13 protein-coding genes are annotated in these 14,888 nt (G+C 65.4%); 3 read left to right on the top strand and 10 right to left on the bottom strand.

Features of this window, described 5'->3' with window-relative positions; translation table 11 throughout:
• Nucleotides 1-42 precede the first annotated feature (42 nt).
• The 3 genes from A5727_RS24700 to A5727_RS24690 are packed head-to-tail and all read right to left on the bottom strand — an operon-like array spanning nt 43 to nt 2,653.
• On the bottom strand, nt 43-1,224 hold the full coding sequence (locus A5727_RS24700; RefSeq protein WP_068256763.1) for an acetyl-CoA C-acyltransferase: 1,182 nt from the start codon (nt 1,222-1,224) through the stop codon (nt 43-45).
• Nucleotides 1,221-1,871: a 3-oxoacid CoA-transferase subunit B gene (locus tag A5727_RS24695; protein ID WP_068256760.1), complete on the bottom strand. Its 651-nt coding sequence runs from the start codon at nt 1,869-1,871 to the stop codon at nt 1,221-1,223. Before A5727_RS24695 ends, A5727_RS24700 begins: the two co-directional genes overlap by 4 nt.
• Nucleotides 1,868-2,653 carry a CoA transferase subunit A gene (locus A5727_RS24690; protein ID WP_082950016.1) on the bottom strand — a complete coding sequence of 262 codons (786 nt, stop codon included), beginning with the start codon at nt 2,651-2,653 and terminating at the stop codon, nt 1,868-1,870. The genes A5727_RS24695 and A5727_RS24690 overlap by 4 nt, the downstream gene beginning before the upstream one ends.
• A gap of 156 nt (nt 2,654-2,809) precedes the next feature.
• Between A5727_RS24690 and A5727_RS24685 the strand changes: the two genes are divergently transcribed.
• Nucleotides 2,810-3,568, top strand: coding sequence for an IclR family transcriptional regulator (locus A5727_RS24685; protein WP_068256757.1), 759 nt, complete (start codon nt 2,810-2,812; stop codon nt 3,566-3,568).
• Between the two features lie 35 nt (nt 3,569-3,603).
• Here the strand turns inward: A5727_RS24685 and A5727_RS24680 are convergent, their stop codons facing one another.
• The 5 genes from A5727_RS24680 to A5727_RS24660 form a co-directional block, all read right to left on the bottom strand.
• Nucleotides 3,604-4,395: a hypothetical protein gene (locus A5727_RS24680; RefSeq protein WP_068256752.1), complete on the bottom strand. Its 792-nt coding sequence runs from the start codon at nt 4,393-4,395 to the stop codon at nt 3,604-3,606.
• A gap of 61 nt (nt 4,396-4,456) precedes the next feature.
• Nucleotides 4,457-6,769: a hydantoinase B/oxoprolinase family protein gene (locus A5727_RS24675; protein ID WP_068256750.1), complete on the bottom strand. Its 2,313-nt coding sequence runs from the start codon at nt 6,767-6,769 to the stop codon at nt 4,457-4,459.
• Between the two features lie 12 nt (nt 6,770-6,781).
• Entirely contained in the window at nt 6,782-8,923 is a 2,142-nt protein-coding gene (locus A5727_RS24670) for a hydantoinase/oxoprolinase family protein (RefSeq protein WP_068256746.1), read from the bottom strand.
• 25 nt (nt 8,924-8,948) lie between these two features.
• The gene (locus A5727_RS24665) at nt 8,949-9,377 is read right to left on the bottom strand and encodes an acetone carboxylase subunit gamma (RefSeq protein WP_068256743.1); all 429 of its coding nucleotides are present in this window, start codon (nt 9,375-9,377) and stop codon (nt 8,949-8,951) included.
• Between the two features lie 32 nt (nt 9,378-9,409).
• Nucleotides 9,410-11,317: a hydantoinase/oxoprolinase family protein gene (locus tag A5727_RS24660; protein WP_068256740.1), complete on the bottom strand. Its 1,908-nt coding sequence runs from the start codon at nt 11,315-11,317 to the stop codon at nt 9,410-9,412.
• A gap of 185 nt (nt 11,318-11,502) precedes the next feature.
• Here A5727_RS24660 and A5727_RS24655 point away from each other — a divergent pair, with 185 nt between their 5' ends.
• A complete protein-coding gene (locus A5727_RS24655; protein ID WP_068256734.1) occupies nt 11,503-13,350 on the top strand; it encodes a sigma-54-dependent Fis family transcriptional regulator in 1,848 nt (615 codons plus the stop codon).
• A 58-nt stretch (nt 13,351-13,408) separates the two neighbouring features.
• On the opposite strand, the gene A5727_RS24650 is transcribed toward A5727_RS24655, so the two are convergent.
• Together A5727_RS24650 and A5727_RS24645 are read right to left on the bottom strand one after the other, a co-directional pair.
• A complete protein-coding gene (locus A5727_RS24650; protein WP_068256731.1) occupies nt 13,409-14,113 on the bottom strand; it encodes an SDR family NAD(P)-dependent oxidoreductase in 705 nt (234 codons plus the stop codon).
• Nucleotides 14,107-14,400 carry a hypothetical protein gene (locus A5727_RS24645; RefSeq protein ID WP_068256728.1) on the bottom strand — a complete coding sequence of 98 codons (294 nt, stop codon included), beginning with the start codon at nt 14,398-14,400 and terminating at the stop codon, nt 14,107-14,109. Before A5727_RS24645 ends, A5727_RS24650 begins: the two co-directional genes overlap by 7 nt.
• 248 nt (nt 14,401-14,648) lie before the next feature.
• On the opposite strand from A5727_RS24645, the gene A5727_RS24640 reads away from it, so the two are divergent.
• Nucleotides 14,649-14,885: a type II toxin-antitoxin system Phd/YefM family antitoxin gene (locus tag A5727_RS24640; RefSeq protein WP_197507750.1), complete on the top strand. Its 237-nt coding sequence runs from the start codon at nt 14,649-14,651 to the stop codon at nt 14,883-14,885.
• The last annotated feature ends 3 nt before the right edge of the window (nt 14,886-14,888 follow it).

The following is a 14,888-nucleotide window of genomic DNA, read 5'->3' as shown; positions in this document are numbered from 1 at the left end:
GCACGCCACCATCGCCCGCCAGATCATCGAGTGGGCCGGCGATCACGCGCGGCAGTGCAGCACCAGCGCGGTACCTTGACCACCTCCACCGCACAATGCGGCGGCACCGATGCCACCGCCGCGGCGGCGCAGTTCGAGCGCCAGATGCAGGGCTATGCGTGTCCCAGACATCCCCAGCGGGTGCCCGAGCGCGATCGCACCGCCGTTGACGTTGACCCGGTCCTCGTCGAGCTTGAGAGCTGCGGCGGACGCGATGCCGACCGCAGCGAAGGCCTCATTGATCTCGACCAGATCCAGTGCCGCGGGCTCGAGCCCGCTGAGGGCGCACGCCGCGGCGATGGCATTGGCGGGCTGCAACTGCAGAGTGGAATCGGGTCCGGCGACCATGCCGTGGGCACCGATCTCGGCGATCCATTCCACACCGAGTTCCTCGGCCCTGCGGCGGCTCATCACGACGACGGCGGCGGCGCCGTCGTTGATCGGAGATGCGTTGCCGGCCGTGATGGTGCCGTCGGGCCGAAAGGCGGGGCGTAGGCGAGCCAGCGACTCGATTGTGGTGTCGGCCCGGATGCTCTCGTCGTGGGTGAACACAGCGGGTTCACCGCGGCCCCGGGGGACATGCACCGGCACCACCTCGTCGGCGAAAAGCCCGGCACTCCAGGCGTGTGCACCACGGGTGTGGGAGCGCGCCGCAAACGCATCCTGCGCAGCGCGGTCGAGATCGTTGGCGTCCTCGGTCAGCGCTCCCATCGCTTCGTCGGTGAAGACGTCACGCAGGCCGTCGAAGGCGAGATGGTCGGTGACCGCGACATCACCGTATTTGTAGCCGGCACGGGAATTCGGCAGCAGATGCGGTGCCTGACTCATCGATTCCTGGCCGCCGGCGACCACGACCTCCGCACTTCCGGAACGAATCATCTGATCCGCCAATATGATCGAGTCGATTCCGGAGAGGCAGACTTTGTTGACGGTCAGGGCGGGCACGGTCATGGGGATACCACCGGCTGCCGCGGCCTGGCGGGCCGGAAGCTGGCCCGCACCCGCGGTCAGCACCTGTCCCATGATCACGTATTGAACCTGCGCGCCGGTGATTCCGGCCCTCGCGAGGGCCCCGGCTATGGCTGCTCCGCCCAGCTCGGCTGCGCTCATCGAGGCCAACGAGCCCATGAATCGTCCGATCGGCGTGCGGGCTCCTGCGACGAGCACCGAGGTGCTGTCCGTCATGACAGGTCCAGCGGAGCGTCGGTGGCGGCGACCACATCGGCGAACTCGATCCCGGGTGCCAGCTCGCGCACCGCCAGGGTGCCATGAGTGGTGATGTCCAGGACGGCCAGGTTGGTGATGATGCGGTCGACCACCCGGGCACCCGTCAGGGGCAGGGTGCACGAGTTCACGATCTTGGGTTGTCCCGATCTGTCGGTGTGCTCCATCAGCACGATCACCCGGTCGGCACCGTGTACCAGGTCCATGGCACCGCCCATGCCCTTGACCATCTTGCCGGGAATCATCCAGTTGGCCAGATCCCCCCACCTGGAGACCTGCATGGCACCCAGTACCGCGGTGTCGATATGGCCGCCTCGGATCATCCCGAACGACGCCGCCGAATCGAAGAAGGCCGCGCCCGAGGTGACGGTGACGGTCTCCTTACCCGCATTGATCAGGTCCGCGTCGACTCCATCCTCGGTGGGGTAGGGGCCGGTGCCCAGGATCCCGTTCTCCGAATGCAGGGTGACGTGGACGCCGGGGTCGAGGTGGTCGGGGATGAGGGTGGGTAGACCGATCCCCAGGTTGACGTATTGGCCGTCGATCATCTCGCGGGCTGCGCGAGCTGCCATCTGGTCACGCGACCAGCCGGCCAGAGTGGCGGTCATCGGTGGGCCTCCTCGGTGCGCACAGTGCGCTTTTCGATGCGTTTGTCCTGGGGGCCGGTGTGCACGATCCGTTGCACGAACACGCCGGGCAGGTGGACGTTGTTGGGATCGATGTCGCCTGCCTCGACCAAGGATTCGACTTGGGCGATGGTCACCTTGCCGGCCATCGCCGCCAATGGGTTGAAGTTCATGGCGGTCTTGTCGAACACCAGGTTTCCCGCGGTGTCCCCGACCTTGGCGTGGACGAGTGCGAAGTCGGCGCGAATAGATTCCTCCAGCACGTAGCGTTTCCCGTCGAAGACCCTGGTCTCCTTCGGCGGCGAGGCGATGAGCACCGATCCGTCGGGGGCATACCGCCACGGAATTCCACCGTCAGACACCGGGGTTGCCACACCCGCCGGGGTGTAGAACGCCGGAATTCCCGACCCTCCGGCGCGAAGCCGTTCGGCCAGGGTGCCTTGCGGGGTCAGTTCCACTTCGAGCTCACCGGCCAGGTACTGCCTGGCGAATTCCTTGTTCTCGCCGACATAGGACGCGGTGACGCGCCGAATGCGCCCGAGCGCCAACAGGATACCGAGGCCGTGATCGTCGACACCACAGTTGTTGGAGTACACCTCCAGATCGGTTGTCGTGCTGTCGGCGATGGCCCGGATGAGCGCGTCCGGTATGCCGCACAGCCCGAACCCGCCGACCGCTATGCGGGCGCCGTCGCTGATGTCGCCGACGGCCTCCGCCGGGGTGGAGTACACCTTCGAAGACACGTGATCATCACCTTCGTTCATTATTCAAACGATCAAACTGACGTCGCCAAGTGTGGATGACGGGAATTCATAGCGGAAGTCGTGGCGAGCCGGTGGGGTATATCTGCTCGGATGGTGATCAACTCTGGGCTCGACGTTCATTCAGTGAACGCCTAGGCTCGGTGCGTGACAGATTCGATGAGCGGGCCCGGAGTGATCGCCCGGGCCGGCGTGCTCCTGCGGGCGGTCAGCGCCGCAGAGCCGACGGGTGCCTCCACCACTGAGCTGGCATCGGCCGTCGGACTCGCCCGCCCCACGGCGCATCGCCTGTTGACGGCGCTGAGCGAGCAGGGACTGGTCGATCGTGATCGCAAGACCGGCAGGTGGACTCTCGGGCCCGAGCTGTACCTGCTCGGCGCCGCGGCGGCCAACCGGTACGACATCGTCGACCAGGCCCGCGACATGGTCGCGGCGTTGGCCCAGGAGTCCGGAGAAAGTGCGTTCCTGTCGGCACGCCGCGGTGATGAGACGGTCTGCGTCTATGCCCAGGAGGGCAGTTTCCCGCTGCGCTCGCACGTCCTGCATGTCGGTGTGAGGTTCCCGCTCGGTGTCGCATCCGCTGGGCTGGCCATCCTCAGCCACCTGCCGGAACGAGAGGTCGACGAGTTCTTCGCGCGTCAGTCGCCGCAAACCCGTTGGGGGGATGAGCATTCCGAATCGAAGATCCGGGAGAGGATGGCCGTGACCCGATCCACCGGATACGCGGTCAACCCGGCGCTGTTGGTGGAGGGCAGCTGGGGGATCGGTGCCGCGGTCTTCGACCGTTACGGTCAACCGGCGTGGGCGTTGAGCGTGACGGGTGTCGAGACGCGCTTTCGTGCCGACCGGCGGCCCGTCCTGGGGCAGCTGCTGTTGGAGCAGGCGCACCGGTTGTCGTTGCGCCTGCGCCATCACTGATCGTGGTTCGGATCTCGATCGTTCGAATTTGGTGTTCAGCGGAGTCTGGCCAGTTGCTCCAAGACGCGTTCCGGGGATGCGGTGGCCGGGATCGATGTGACCAGCATGTCGGTCCCGGGAATGGGCGTCGCAGCATCGTGGTCGGTCCAGAACGCGCTTTCGATCAGTCCGATGATGGGATCGCCAGGGGCACTGCTGATCTCACTGTCACCCCACATCGCGGTCGGCCAGCCGAAATGCGCCGTCACATTGGTCACCGCCGTGTAATCGGTCAGCGACTCCTTCAGCGTGGAGCCTCTGCTGTCGAGCAGCACCAGCGACACGGGCAGCGATCCCAGCTGGCCGAGCCATTCGGCGACATACATCGAGGCGTTGTCGGCGCGGTCGGGGTCTATCTCGTCGAGCGGGTTTCCGGCGATCGCGTGCGCGCCGGCGAGCCAGCGGGCGGGCGAAGGCAGGTGCAGGAGAAGTTGGCGTCGGGTGGTGGTCGCGGCGGTTGCCAACACCTCACGCGCAGAATCGAGCACAGCGGCATCGGTCAGCAGGGTGCGCAGTGGATAGCCGATGCGGGTCCTGGCACCCATCGCCGCGACCAGATCAGGGCGTGAATCGGTATGGGCGGTCAGCACTCTGTCGATGTCGATCCACAGCGCATCGGGATTCAGCAGTGCCGTCACCTGGCCGAAGTGTCCCGCCGTGAGTGTGGTGTCGGTCCAGGGAATGGGCGCACCCTGACGGATCACCGAGGTGGAGTATGCGGCGTCGTCGATCAGCAGCACGCTGTTGCGTCCGCTGGGGCCGGCCGGTGTCGGAGTTGTCGCGCTCATGGATGTGCCTTTCGAGAGGGGTGGTGGCGGCCCCGGGGGACGACCGGGGCCGCCACCGATTTCAGGTGAGCCGGGTGACCTTCTCGCCGTACTTGGCCTCGAGCTCGGCGATGCGGGCCTCGAGCTTGCCGATCTTGACCTCGCGGCGGTCCGGGACCATGACGATCGGAAGCTCCTCCAAGGGCGCACATACGCGTTCGGGGCCGTCGATCGTGTACACGGTCGCGGTGATATCCCGTTGTTCGGGCGTCCAGGTGCCCCATGACCCGTAGTAGGGGAGGTCCTTCGGCGGTTCGGGAGTGACGAACTGTTCGCAGAACTCGGCGAAGGGCTTGCCCCGTTGCAGGCGGTCGGCGCGGGCCGCGGTGCGGGCCGCCGCGGTCGCCTCGTTGTCGAGGCGGAACGTGGCGGGGTCGTATCGCACCGCGAAGATGTCCTCGGCGACCCGTTGGCTGATCCGGCCGAGTTCGGCGTCACGCACCACCGATTCCGGATCGCGCTCCAGCGGGTCTCCGTATCCGCCGCCGGCGCCCTGGCTGATCATGTAGAGCTCGCCGTCCTTGGCGAGATCGAACTGCAGGCCCATGTGCGAGGTGGAGTAGCGGCCGTCCGGGAACGGGCGCTCGTTCATGACCTTTTCGATCGACAGGTCGAACTTCTTGTTGTCGTTCCGGAAGTGCTCGTAGACGTTGGTTCCCTTGACCATCGCGAGGGGGTACGTGCCACATCCGTATCCGCCGTACATGCCATAGATCGATGAGAACTTCGCACCCGAGGTCACGGTCATGAAGCCCCATTGCGGTGTGCCCTCCGCGGCCACGATCATCTCGTAACCCATTCCGCCGGTGAACTTCCCGAAGCCCATGTTGTCACGGACCAGCCGCTTGGCCACGAGCTGCATGAACGGAACTTCCTCCTCCATCACCTCCTGCTCGGCGGTATCGGCCATGGCGCAGAACAACGGTGAGATGGCGTCCTCGCCGTCGCGGAACGGTTTTGCGCCACCGGGCATTCCGTTCAGGTCTGCACACAGGTTGCCGACCATGTCGCCGTGCTGGGTGACTCCACCCCACAGGAAGGTGTTGATCTGGTTGAACCAGTTGGCCACCACATTGCTGTACTTGTTCGGAGTGGAGAACGACATCCGGCTGTAGAGCGCCTGCATGCACGAGAATCCGCGGAAGGAGGCCTGAAGCGACTGCCCCATGGGCGCATCGTAGGAGGCGTCGGCCCAGGTGCCCTCGTCGGAGATGATCTCGATACAGCTCATCGCCGCGGTGCAGCGCGGCAGATCGGGCCACCAGAAGGCCAGGATCGCCTGCATCATCATCGATTTCACGCTGCACAGAGGCGAGTTGATGGCTCGGTTGAGGATCTCCGGTCCGGTCCCGCGCAGGTCGACGGTCATCGTGTCGCCCTTGACGGTGATCTTGCAGGCGAACTTGATCAGGATGTTCTCTTTGAGAGTGCTGTCCATGAACTGGTCGAAACGATAGGTGCCGTCCGGCAATTCACTGATCCGGCGGCGGACCTCGGCATCGACGTCCTCCACGGTGGTTCGCAGTGCGGCCACGAACGTGTCGATCCCGACTTCATCGATGACCTTGTCGATGCGCTCCATGATCTTGCGGACCGCGGTGATCTTGACCTTCAGATCGGCGAGCTGCAGCTTCGGATCGCGCACCGAGTGCTGCAGGAAGGTCAGCAGGTCACGACGCAGTTCGCCGCGTTCGACGATCTTGAACGGACTCATCCGCAGCCCGTCGTCGAAGGCGGTCTCCGATCCCGAGGGCATGCCACCGGGCTCACAGGCACCGTTCTCACCCTCGTGGATGGTGGCGGCCACCCACGCGATGATCTCGTCGTTGCGGATGATCGGCATGATCATCGACTGGTCGGTGTTGTGCACGTTGCCGTAGCGGGCGTCGTTGTGGATGAATCCGTCCCCGGCGTGCACGCCGACGGTCGGCTCGTCCTTCCAGTACTTCATGATGTACCTGATCGGATGGTGCAGGATCGCGCTGAACGCGATGACACCATGGCAGGACAGGTAGGAGACATCGCCGGCGGCGGTGTAGATGGCGGTGGTGAGGTCGCCCCACTTCGCCCCGGGTGCGGCGCCCTGGGCCTCGCACATCTCATAGCCCTCGTCGAGCGCCCCGGCGATGCGCTTGCGGATGCGTTCGACCTGAAGCCGGTCCACCCCGACGGCGATCGCCGCGTCTTCGTGCGGCGAGCGTTCCGAAATCTGGTGGCTGCGCATGATCTCTGGATCGGGTCCCAGGAACAGCGTGGTCTCGTCCATGAACCGGTCCACCCACTGCTGTTCCTGCTCGGTGAGCTGCCCGGCCGGGCGGTCGTTGACTGTTGTCATCTTTGTTCGTCCTTAGTGTGAGTGTTCGTCCTGCAGGAACCAGACAGCGCCTTGAGCCGTGGGCTCCAGTCGCCAACCGGGTTCAACGAGGAAAGTGGTGTTCTCTGTGGTGACGATCGCCGGGCCGGCGATCACCTTGTCTGGAGCCAGTGCGCTCTCGTCGAACACCGGGGTGTCGACCGGCTTGTCGATGCCGATGAAGTGTGCGCTGCGACGGCCGACGGGTTCCGGTGCGCTGCGCTGCCCACCGGGCTCCAACGACTCGAAGTTCACCACGTCACCGTCGACATAGGAGGCCACTCGCACGGTGCTGCAACGGATTCCGGCCTCCGGAGCCGCTGATGAAGCCCCGAATCGATGGCTGTACACGTCACCGAAGGTCTTGATGATTTCGAGCACGTCGCCGACCCCGGAGATCCGGTGCAGCTCGGCAAGTGCCACCGCCTGGGTCAGCAGCTGGTTGCCGTAGCGCATGTCCAGCTCGAGGCGGTACCGCACATCGTCCGCGGCGAACCCCTGGCGCACCAGGTCCTCCCGACCGCGTGCCTCGAGCTCTTCGACGATCGCGTTGAACTCGTCGTAATCGGCGTAGAGCGCCCGGGTGGTGGCGTTGTACAGCGTGATGTGCACGCCGCGTTCGTGGAAATGCAGCTGCTTCATGTTTCCTGCACCGCAGGCCGAGAAGACCGACGAGAAGGGCGGTGCCAGAACTCGTTTGATCCCGGCATGCCGGGCGACACCGCACGCGTGCAGGGGCCCGTTTCCGCCGTATGCCAACATCGTGAAGTCCTCCGGAAGGTAGCCACGCACCCGCAGCTCCTTGCCGATGCCGATGGCCATCTGCTCGTCGACGCCGTCCTTGATCACGCGCGCCACGTCGATGGGGTCCATGTCCAGGTGGTCGCTGAGCTCTTCTTCGATGGTGAACAGCGACCGCTTGGGGTTGAGCTTGATGTAGCCGTTGGCGTAGTTGTCGGGGTCGAGGTAGCCCAGCACCAGATCGGCATCGGTCACCGTCGGCTTGAGTCCGCCGCGGTCGTAACAGGCCGGGCCGGGATTCGAGCCCGCGGACTTCGGTCCGATCTTGACCGAGTTGTGGATGCGGTCGTAGCTGGCGATCGAGCCTCCGCCTGCGCCGAGGGTGTCCAAGTGCACCATCGGTACCGACACCAGCCACCGGTCAATCGTGGGCAGGAAGTCGTAATGCTTGACCCCGCCCTCGGGAACCAGCCCGATATCGAACGACGTACCTCCCATGTCGGTGGCGATGACGTGTCCGAGGCCGGTCTCGTCGGACAGGTGCTCGGCGGCACCCACCCCGGCGATCGGGCCGGAGTGGATGGTCTGCAGCGCGTCGGTGGAGTTCATCTGGGCCATGCCGCCGGAGTTGTGGATCACCAACATCGGCTTGTCGTAGCCGAAGTCGCGCAGGTTGTTCGACAACTGGGCCAGCGCGTGGAACATGATCTCGTGCAGATAGCCGTCGATGATCGTCGAGGTGGCGCGCACGTATTCGCCCTTACGGCCCGACACCTGATGGCCCAGGAGCACCGGGATGGCGCCCAGCTCGTGGGGCGGGAACTCGTCGAGGATGATCTCCTGGATCGCGAGTTCGTGTTCGGGGTTCTCGGTGGCGTTGACCAGCGACACCACGATTGCCTCGGCACCGGCGTCGACGAGTTCGCGAACCATCGCCCGGACATCGTCGGGATCCAGTCGGGCCACGACTTTGCCCGCCGAGTTGATCCGTTCCTTGACAGATCGGATCATCGCGCGCGGCACCAACGGTTCCGGCCGCTCGGCGGCGGGCAGGTTCTGCTGCATGGCGTAGTCCAGGCCCTCGCCGTAACCGCGGCCGCGGGACAGCGGGATGGTGTCCTCGAAACCGTGCGTCACGATCGCGGCGACCTTGGGGCCATTGCGCTCGATGAGTGCGTTGGTGCCCAAGGTGGTGGCGTAGCGCACCGAATCGACCTCCGAGAGCACCGTGGAGCGGTCCAGACCTGCGCGTTTGCACGCCAGGTCGAGGGCGTCGTTGAATCCGATGGCCAGATTGTGGTGGGTCGTCAGTGCCTTGGCGTCGACATAGATGTCGTCCCAGACGAAGAAGCAGTCGGTGAAGGTGCCACCGATATCGACCGATATCCGTTTCATGCCAGTGGTTCTCCTGATTCTCGGGTCAGTGGGTGTGGCCGGCGGCTTTGAGTGCCGCGGTGTATTTCTGTGCGTCCTCGCCGGGGCCGTAGTTGTGCACGGTCTCGGCGTCGATGCCGCGCTGTGCCCATTGCGCGCGCAGAGCGGGGATGTCGATCAGGATGTCCACGGCCGGTGGGTGCCCCGGCGGCAGGTACTCGCACTCGATCTGCGTTCCGCACCCGGGGCAGTAGTACTCCAGGATGCGGCAGTAGGTGGGGTCGGGACTGAAGGTGTACTCGTAGCGATCCGGATCGATGATCGGTTGGTGGATCTCACGCGGATCGCGGTCGTACACCAGCGTTCCCGGCTTGTAGTTCTCGTGTGCCGAGCCGATGTCGTGGGCGCACACTCGGCAGACCCATCGTTCGGTGTCCAGGTCGATCACGAGGTATTCGGTCATGGGGACTCGCATGCGAATCCTCCCTTCTCTGAGTTGGTTTCGAATCAGTTGTCGGCGGTGAGCATGAGGTCACCCGCGGAGGTGACCCGGAACGACCAGCCGGGCAGCACCCGGGCGGTGAAGAATGGTCCTTCGACGATCGCCGGGCCGTGACCGGTGTCGCCGGGTGTCAATCGGTCGAGCACATGTACCGGCACCTCGTCGACCCGATCCGTGGTGGATCGCACCGACCGCGTGCCGTGCACCTCGGCCGGCCGGGGCGTCATCTCGGTGTCGGCGTCCAGTTCCGGATGCGGCAGGGCGGCAGCGGCACTCAGCTGCAGGGTCACCGCCGCGCCGGGGTAGTCGACCTCGTCGCCGGGGGAGTAGGGCAACTGGGAGACGCTGGTGTCGTCGAGGTTCTCCACCAGCAGCTGCCACGAGGTCTGGCAGTCTCCGAGGTCGTAGCCCTCCTGGAACATGTCTCGTTCCGCCCTGGCCAGCAGGGAGTCATGGATGGCCAGGGCGGCATCGGTGCTCGGTTCCTCGATCAGGACCTCGTAGGTCTTGCCGATGTCGGAGAAGGAGATGCCGAAGGCCGAGAACACCGCCGCGGTGCGCGGCACGAGCACCTGCCCGACGCCGGCCAGGGAAGCCGCGCCGGTGGCGCTCATGGGCCCGGCACCGCCGAAGGCCAGCAATGTGGTCTGCTCGGTGACCAGTCGGGCAAATGATGCCGACAAGGCCTGGAAGTAGGCGTGTTCCATCCGCACCAGCGCCTCCTCCAGGGAGATTCCCAGGGGTTCGGCGATCGTCTCGGTGATCACCGCGCGCGACCGTGACGCGTCGAGTGTGAAGGTGCCGTCCAGGTAGGTGTCGGCGTCCAGGACACCCAGGAGCAGGTTGACATCGGTGATGGTGGCCTGCTTGCCGCCGAATCCGAAGCAGGCGGGACCCGGTGCGGCGCCGACCGATTGCGGTCCGACCGCGATCTCGCCGCCGACAAGCTGGATGACCGAGGAGCCGCCGACTCCGGCGGAGGTCACATCACTCATCGGGTAGGAGATCTGTACGCCCTCGATCGATCCCCGATCGGCCACTGCGACCGACCCGTTCTCCACCACACCCACATCGGTCGTCGTGCCGCCGATGTCCATCATCAACGCGTGCGACAGGCCGTACACCTTTGCCAGTGCCGCCGTTCCTTCCAAGCCGCCTCGCGGCCCGGATGAATACGTTTTGAGTGCAACCGATTTCGCGACTCGTGAGGACGCGCCGTCGTTGCGGTACACCAGGAGCGGATTGACCACCCGGTAGTCCTGCAGGCGCCCCTCCGCCGCGTAGAGGAAGCGTTCCATCGTCGGATGCAGGAAGGCGTTGACCACACATGACCACACGCGGCGTGTGTCGTCGCGGTCGCCGGCCAGCTCCCAGCTGTAGAGCATCGGAACCGACCCGAGCAGGTGCCGCGGGAACTTGCGCAAGAGGACATGCCGCAACCGGCGTTCTTCCTCGGCCGACGGTGCGGCGATGACCACACGGGAAGCCCCCAGTGTGGTCAGTCGATTCACCTTCTGCACCGCGTCGAACTCGAGATCGTCGGATTGCGGGTCGATGGTGAGACAGCGATCGGCCACCAGGCCGTCGAACAACTTCTCCTGCGCGGCATCGCTGCGCAGCCGGGACTCCAGGTTCTCGATGCTGGTGAGGATCCCGATCATTGGGCCGCGCCGCTGGACCAGGGCGTTGGTGCCCTGGGTGGTGGAGTAGCGGATGTGCTCGGTCGCGTGCAGCAGGCGGGTGGTGTCCGCGTCGCCGTACAGCGCGGCTGACGCCTTCTCGATCCCGCTGAACAGGCACTCCGACAGATCGTGTGGTGTCGTCAGCGTCTTGGTGAAGGTGAAGGCATCGCCGTCCCAGACGCAGATGTCGGTGAGCGTTCCACCGTTGTCGATGTTGATCAGGGTCCCCATGGCACTCCGTTCGTGGACTTCGCATATGAATGCGTTGATGGAGCGGCTTTGTGCTGTGCGCCACACCGCTGGGACCAGCGTGGCCTGTGTCTCACCACTCGATGTGTCCCAAGTTCGGACACCGGCGGTATTGGCTGTGGTGTGGGTCTCATCCACAATTGGTTCAGCGAATCGGGAGGTGGCATATGCCCAACAGCTCCGCACGCCTGCTGCGGACGGCTGCTGCACGCGCGGATTTCCTGGAGTACGGCGGTAACGGCACCGCCGGGGTCTCCGAGGTCGTCGCCGCGTCATGGGAACGCAGCCAGGCAGCGGGGGTGGATTCCTCGCACCCGAATGCGCAGTTCACCGATGAGATCGACACCGCGTCGCTGTTGGTGCGTTGCGCGCGTCCGGTACTGCAACAGTTGGAGATCGAGACCGCGGACATGCCGTTGGTGATCGCGTTGACCGACAAGAAGGCGCGCGTGGTCGAACGCATAGACAGCTCGGCAGCGGTGGCGCGGCTGCTGGACCGGGTGCATTTGGCACCGGGCTTCAGTTATGCGGAGTCGACGATGGGCACCAATGGCATCGGCACGGTGTTCGAGGCGGGCCAACCGATCAGCGTGGTCGGCCCGGAACACTTCAGCGAGAACCTGCACCTCTTCGCGTGCACTGGGGCGCCGGTGATCGATCCGATGACCGGACGGCTGGAGGGCGTGCTCGACATCTCGACGTTGTCGTCGTCCTGGAGCCCGCTGATGCATACGCTGGTCAAGAGCGCCGCCAAGGACATCGCCCAGAACCTGCTGTTGGATCGCGGTCAAGCACAGCGCGCGATTTTCGACACCTACCTGAAGGTGACCACCAGGTCCCCACGGCAGGCGGTGTTCGGCTTCGGCGATTCGGTGTTCATGGCCAACCCGGCGGCAGAACAGATGTTCGACGCCGATGAACAACGTGTCCTGCGTGAGCACGCGATGTTCCTGATGGCCGGCAAAGGCCGGGTCAGTGACACCGTGACGCTGCCGGGGGAGCGACTGGTCAGGATTCGCGGCACTCGGATCGTGACCGGCGCACAGATCGCGGGAATGGTCGTGGTCGCCGATGTCGTCACGGCGCACAGCCCGGGGTCACCCGCCGATTTCAATGAGCAGCTGTTGCCGGAGGTGGCCGTCGCCACGCCGCAGACCTCGCAGATCGTCGGTGGTCTGTCACGGTCGAGGGATTCGATGGCCGGGGGCACGTCACCGGCCTGGGTGCGGGCGTGCACAGACCTGCACCGTGCGCTGGAACAGCGTCGGCCCGCGTTGGTCGTCGGGGAGCCCGGGGCGGGCAAGTTCACCCTGGTGGCCGAGCTGTTCCATGCGGTGCATCCCGGGGGCCGGGCCATTTCAGTCGATGCCTCCCAGCTTGCATTGGACACCCCGGCCCGTGATCTCGACTCACTGCTGACCAGCCTGGACGAACCGACGCTGCACATCGTCCGCGATATCGATCAGGCGAGCACCGCCGCCGTGGAACGCCTCGAGTCGTACCTGAGCGCGATCACCGATCTGGAGGGTCCGTCCTGGGTGGTGGCCACAGGGTGCGATTCCGCGCTCACGACGGATCTGCCGTTCGGGCAGCTTTTACACCATTTCGAGGTGTCGATCCAGGTTCCGCCACTGCGGTGTCGCACCGATGATCTCGTGGTGCTGACTACGGCGCTGTTGCGCGGGATCGCGCCGGCGCGCAAAGTCCGACTCAGCCCCGAGGCGCAACGGCTGATCGCGCGGTACTCCTGGCCGCGTAACATCACCCAACTGCGTGAGGCGCTGGTGTACGCGGTACGGCGTCGGCCGGTCGGTGAGATTCAGGAATCCGATCTGCCCGGGTACTGCCAGACCGCGTCGCGGCACGCCCTGACCCCGTTGGAAGCTGCCGAACGCGACGCCATCGTCGCGGCACTACGAGACGCCGGTGGGAACCGGGTGGCGGCGGCGGCGCATCTGGGGATGGCGCGGTCCAGCCTGTACCGCAAGATCAAGGCATACGGCATCACGGCGTGACGGGGCGTCGGCTCGCGTCGTGCCAGCTCGGTGAGTCGACGGCCATAGGGGAGCCCGGTCATGTCCGATCCTTCGGGACGGTGGGTGGACGGGCGTGGGGACCTCGGGTGACTGCGTGGAGGCGGATCTCCGGCATGTCCACTGCGGCAGGCACCGTGTCGAGGAACACCACCGCCTGCGCCACGTCGTCGGCGGTCACTGTGTACATCTCGAAGGGGACGTCGGTGAGCATGTCGGTATCGACGGGACCCGGGGTGACGATGTTGACGTTGATTCCGTCGCGGTCGACTTCCAGGGCCAGGGCTCTGGCGAAGGCATTCATGCCCGCTTTGGAGGCCGAATAGGCCGTCCGTCCGGGCATGGGTTCGTGTGCCGAGGACGACGAGATGAAAATGAAGCGTGACCCGGCCTGCATCAGGGGAAGCGCGGCCTGGGTCACGACGAAACAGGAATCGAGATTGGCCGACATCGTCGTCCGCCATTGGTCGAAGGTCTGTTTGCGGGCGTAGGTGCCGTCGAGGACGCCCGCGGCGTGCACCAGCAGGTCGATTCGGGACAGACTGGAGACCGCGTCGCCAAACGCAGACGGTGAACTGACATCCGCGACGATGTGGCGCGCGCCGATCTCGTCGGCGGCCGCACGCAGCGGAGCCTCCCGGCGGGCAATGAGCACGACGTCGTAACCGCTCGCGGCGAGGTGGCGCCCGCAGGCCTTGCCGATTCCGCCACTGCCGCCGGTGACCACCGCGGTGCGTGTCAGCATCGGTGGATCCGTTCGGCGTTGGTGGCGAACATCTCTCGCGCATCCGGAGCCGGAAGCGCTGACTGCTGGGCGCCCGTCGGGCGGACACCGCGGAACAGGGAAGTGGCCATCCAGTCGCCTGTCTCGGCGCGACAGTCGGCGACGACGAACCGGCGCATGGCACTGACGTCGTCCATGCCGAGTTGCGCCTGATCGTTGGACGGATCGGGGTACCAGTCGGATCGTGCCGGATGCCTTAGATGGACATGGGTGTCGACGATGCGTGCGGGCCGGGGTGTGTCGGTCATTGCGGCACCAATTCTGGCAGAACTGCACCGAATCGGAGTGGTAAATCCGGGTTGGCGATGCTCGGCGGCCAGAGCGACGAACAGCCTGTGGGCGGAAAGTGTTGCCATGCAGCCGAAGAAGACGGGAACGGGCGCGAGGTGGGCGATGCAGCACCGAACGCTTACTGGTAACCCTGCATAGTCTTTCGCGCGAAACAGCGCGTTTTGAGTGCACTACATGGATGTCTCACCGGTGATACACTGCGTACGTGGATACAGTCACGGTGCGCGAACTGCGCAACAGTGGAGGAGACGTTTTGCGCCGTGTCGAGCATGGCGAGCGCATCGTCATTACTCGGGACGGGACGCCTGTTGCCGAGCTGCGGCCGTTGCCTCGTTCGAGCGCAGGTCCCGCGGAACTGATTCGTCGCCGCAAGAATCTTCCGCGGGTGGACCCGGACGCCCTCCGGCGCGACATCGACAACCTCATCGACCCGTCGCTGTGACGC

It is taken from the genome of Mycobacterium sp. ACS4331 (assembly GCF_001667265.1).
Lineage (GTDB): Bacteria > Actinomycetota > Actinomycetes > Mycobacteriales > Mycobacteriaceae > Mycobacterium.
Note: the sequence above shows the minus strand (reverse complement) of the source record. Positions and strands in the feature narration are given on the sequence as shown.

Bases quoted from the DNA above. Each gene is read 5' to 3' on its own strand.
- A5727_RS24700 (WP_068256763.1), bottom strand. From the start codon at position 1,224: ATGACGGACAGCACCTCGGTGCTCGTCGCAGGAGCCCGCACGCCGATC.
- A5727_RS24695 (WP_068256760.1), bottom strand. From the start codon at position 1,871: ATGACCGCCACTCTGGCCGGCTGGTCGCGTGACCAGATGGCAGCTCGC.
- A5727_RS24690 (WP_082950016.1), bottom strand. From the start codon at position 2,653: ATGAACGAAGGTGATGATCACGTGTCTTCGAAGGTGTACTCCACCCCG.
- A5727_RS24685 (WP_068256757.1), top strand. From the start codon at position 2,810: ATGAGCGGGCCCGGAGTGATCGCCCGGGCCGGCGTGCTCCTGCGGGCG.
- A5727_RS24680 (WP_068256752.1), bottom strand. From the start codon at position 4,395: ATGAGCGCGACAACTCCGACACCGGCCGGCCCCAGCGGACGCAACAGC.
- A5727_RS24675 (WP_068256750.1), bottom strand. From the start codon at position 6,769: ATGACAACAGTCAACGACCGCCCGGCCGGGCAGCTCACCGAGCAGGAA.
- A5727_RS24670 (WP_068256746.1), bottom strand. From the start codon at position 8,923: ATGAAACGGATATCGGTCGATATCGGTGGCACCTTCACCGACTGCTTC.
- A5727_RS24665 (WP_068256743.1), bottom strand. From the start codon at position 9,377: ATGCGAGTCCCCATGACCGAATACCTCGTGATCGACCTGGACACCGAA.
- A5727_RS24660 (WP_068256740.1), bottom strand. From the start codon at position 11,317: ATGGGGACCCTGATCAACATCGACAACGGTGGAACGCTCACCGACATC.
- A5727_RS24655 (WP_068256734.1), top strand. From the start codon at position 11,503: ATGCCCAACAGCTCCGCACGCCTGCTGCGGACGGCTGCTGCACGCGCG.
- A5727_RS24650 (WP_068256731.1), bottom strand. From the start codon at position 14,113: ATGCTGACACGCACCGCGGTGGTCACCGGCGGCAGTGGCGGAATCGGC.
- A5727_RS24645 (WP_068256728.1), bottom strand. From the start codon at position 14,400: ATGACCGACACACCCCGGCCCGCACGCATCGTCGACACCCATGTCCAT.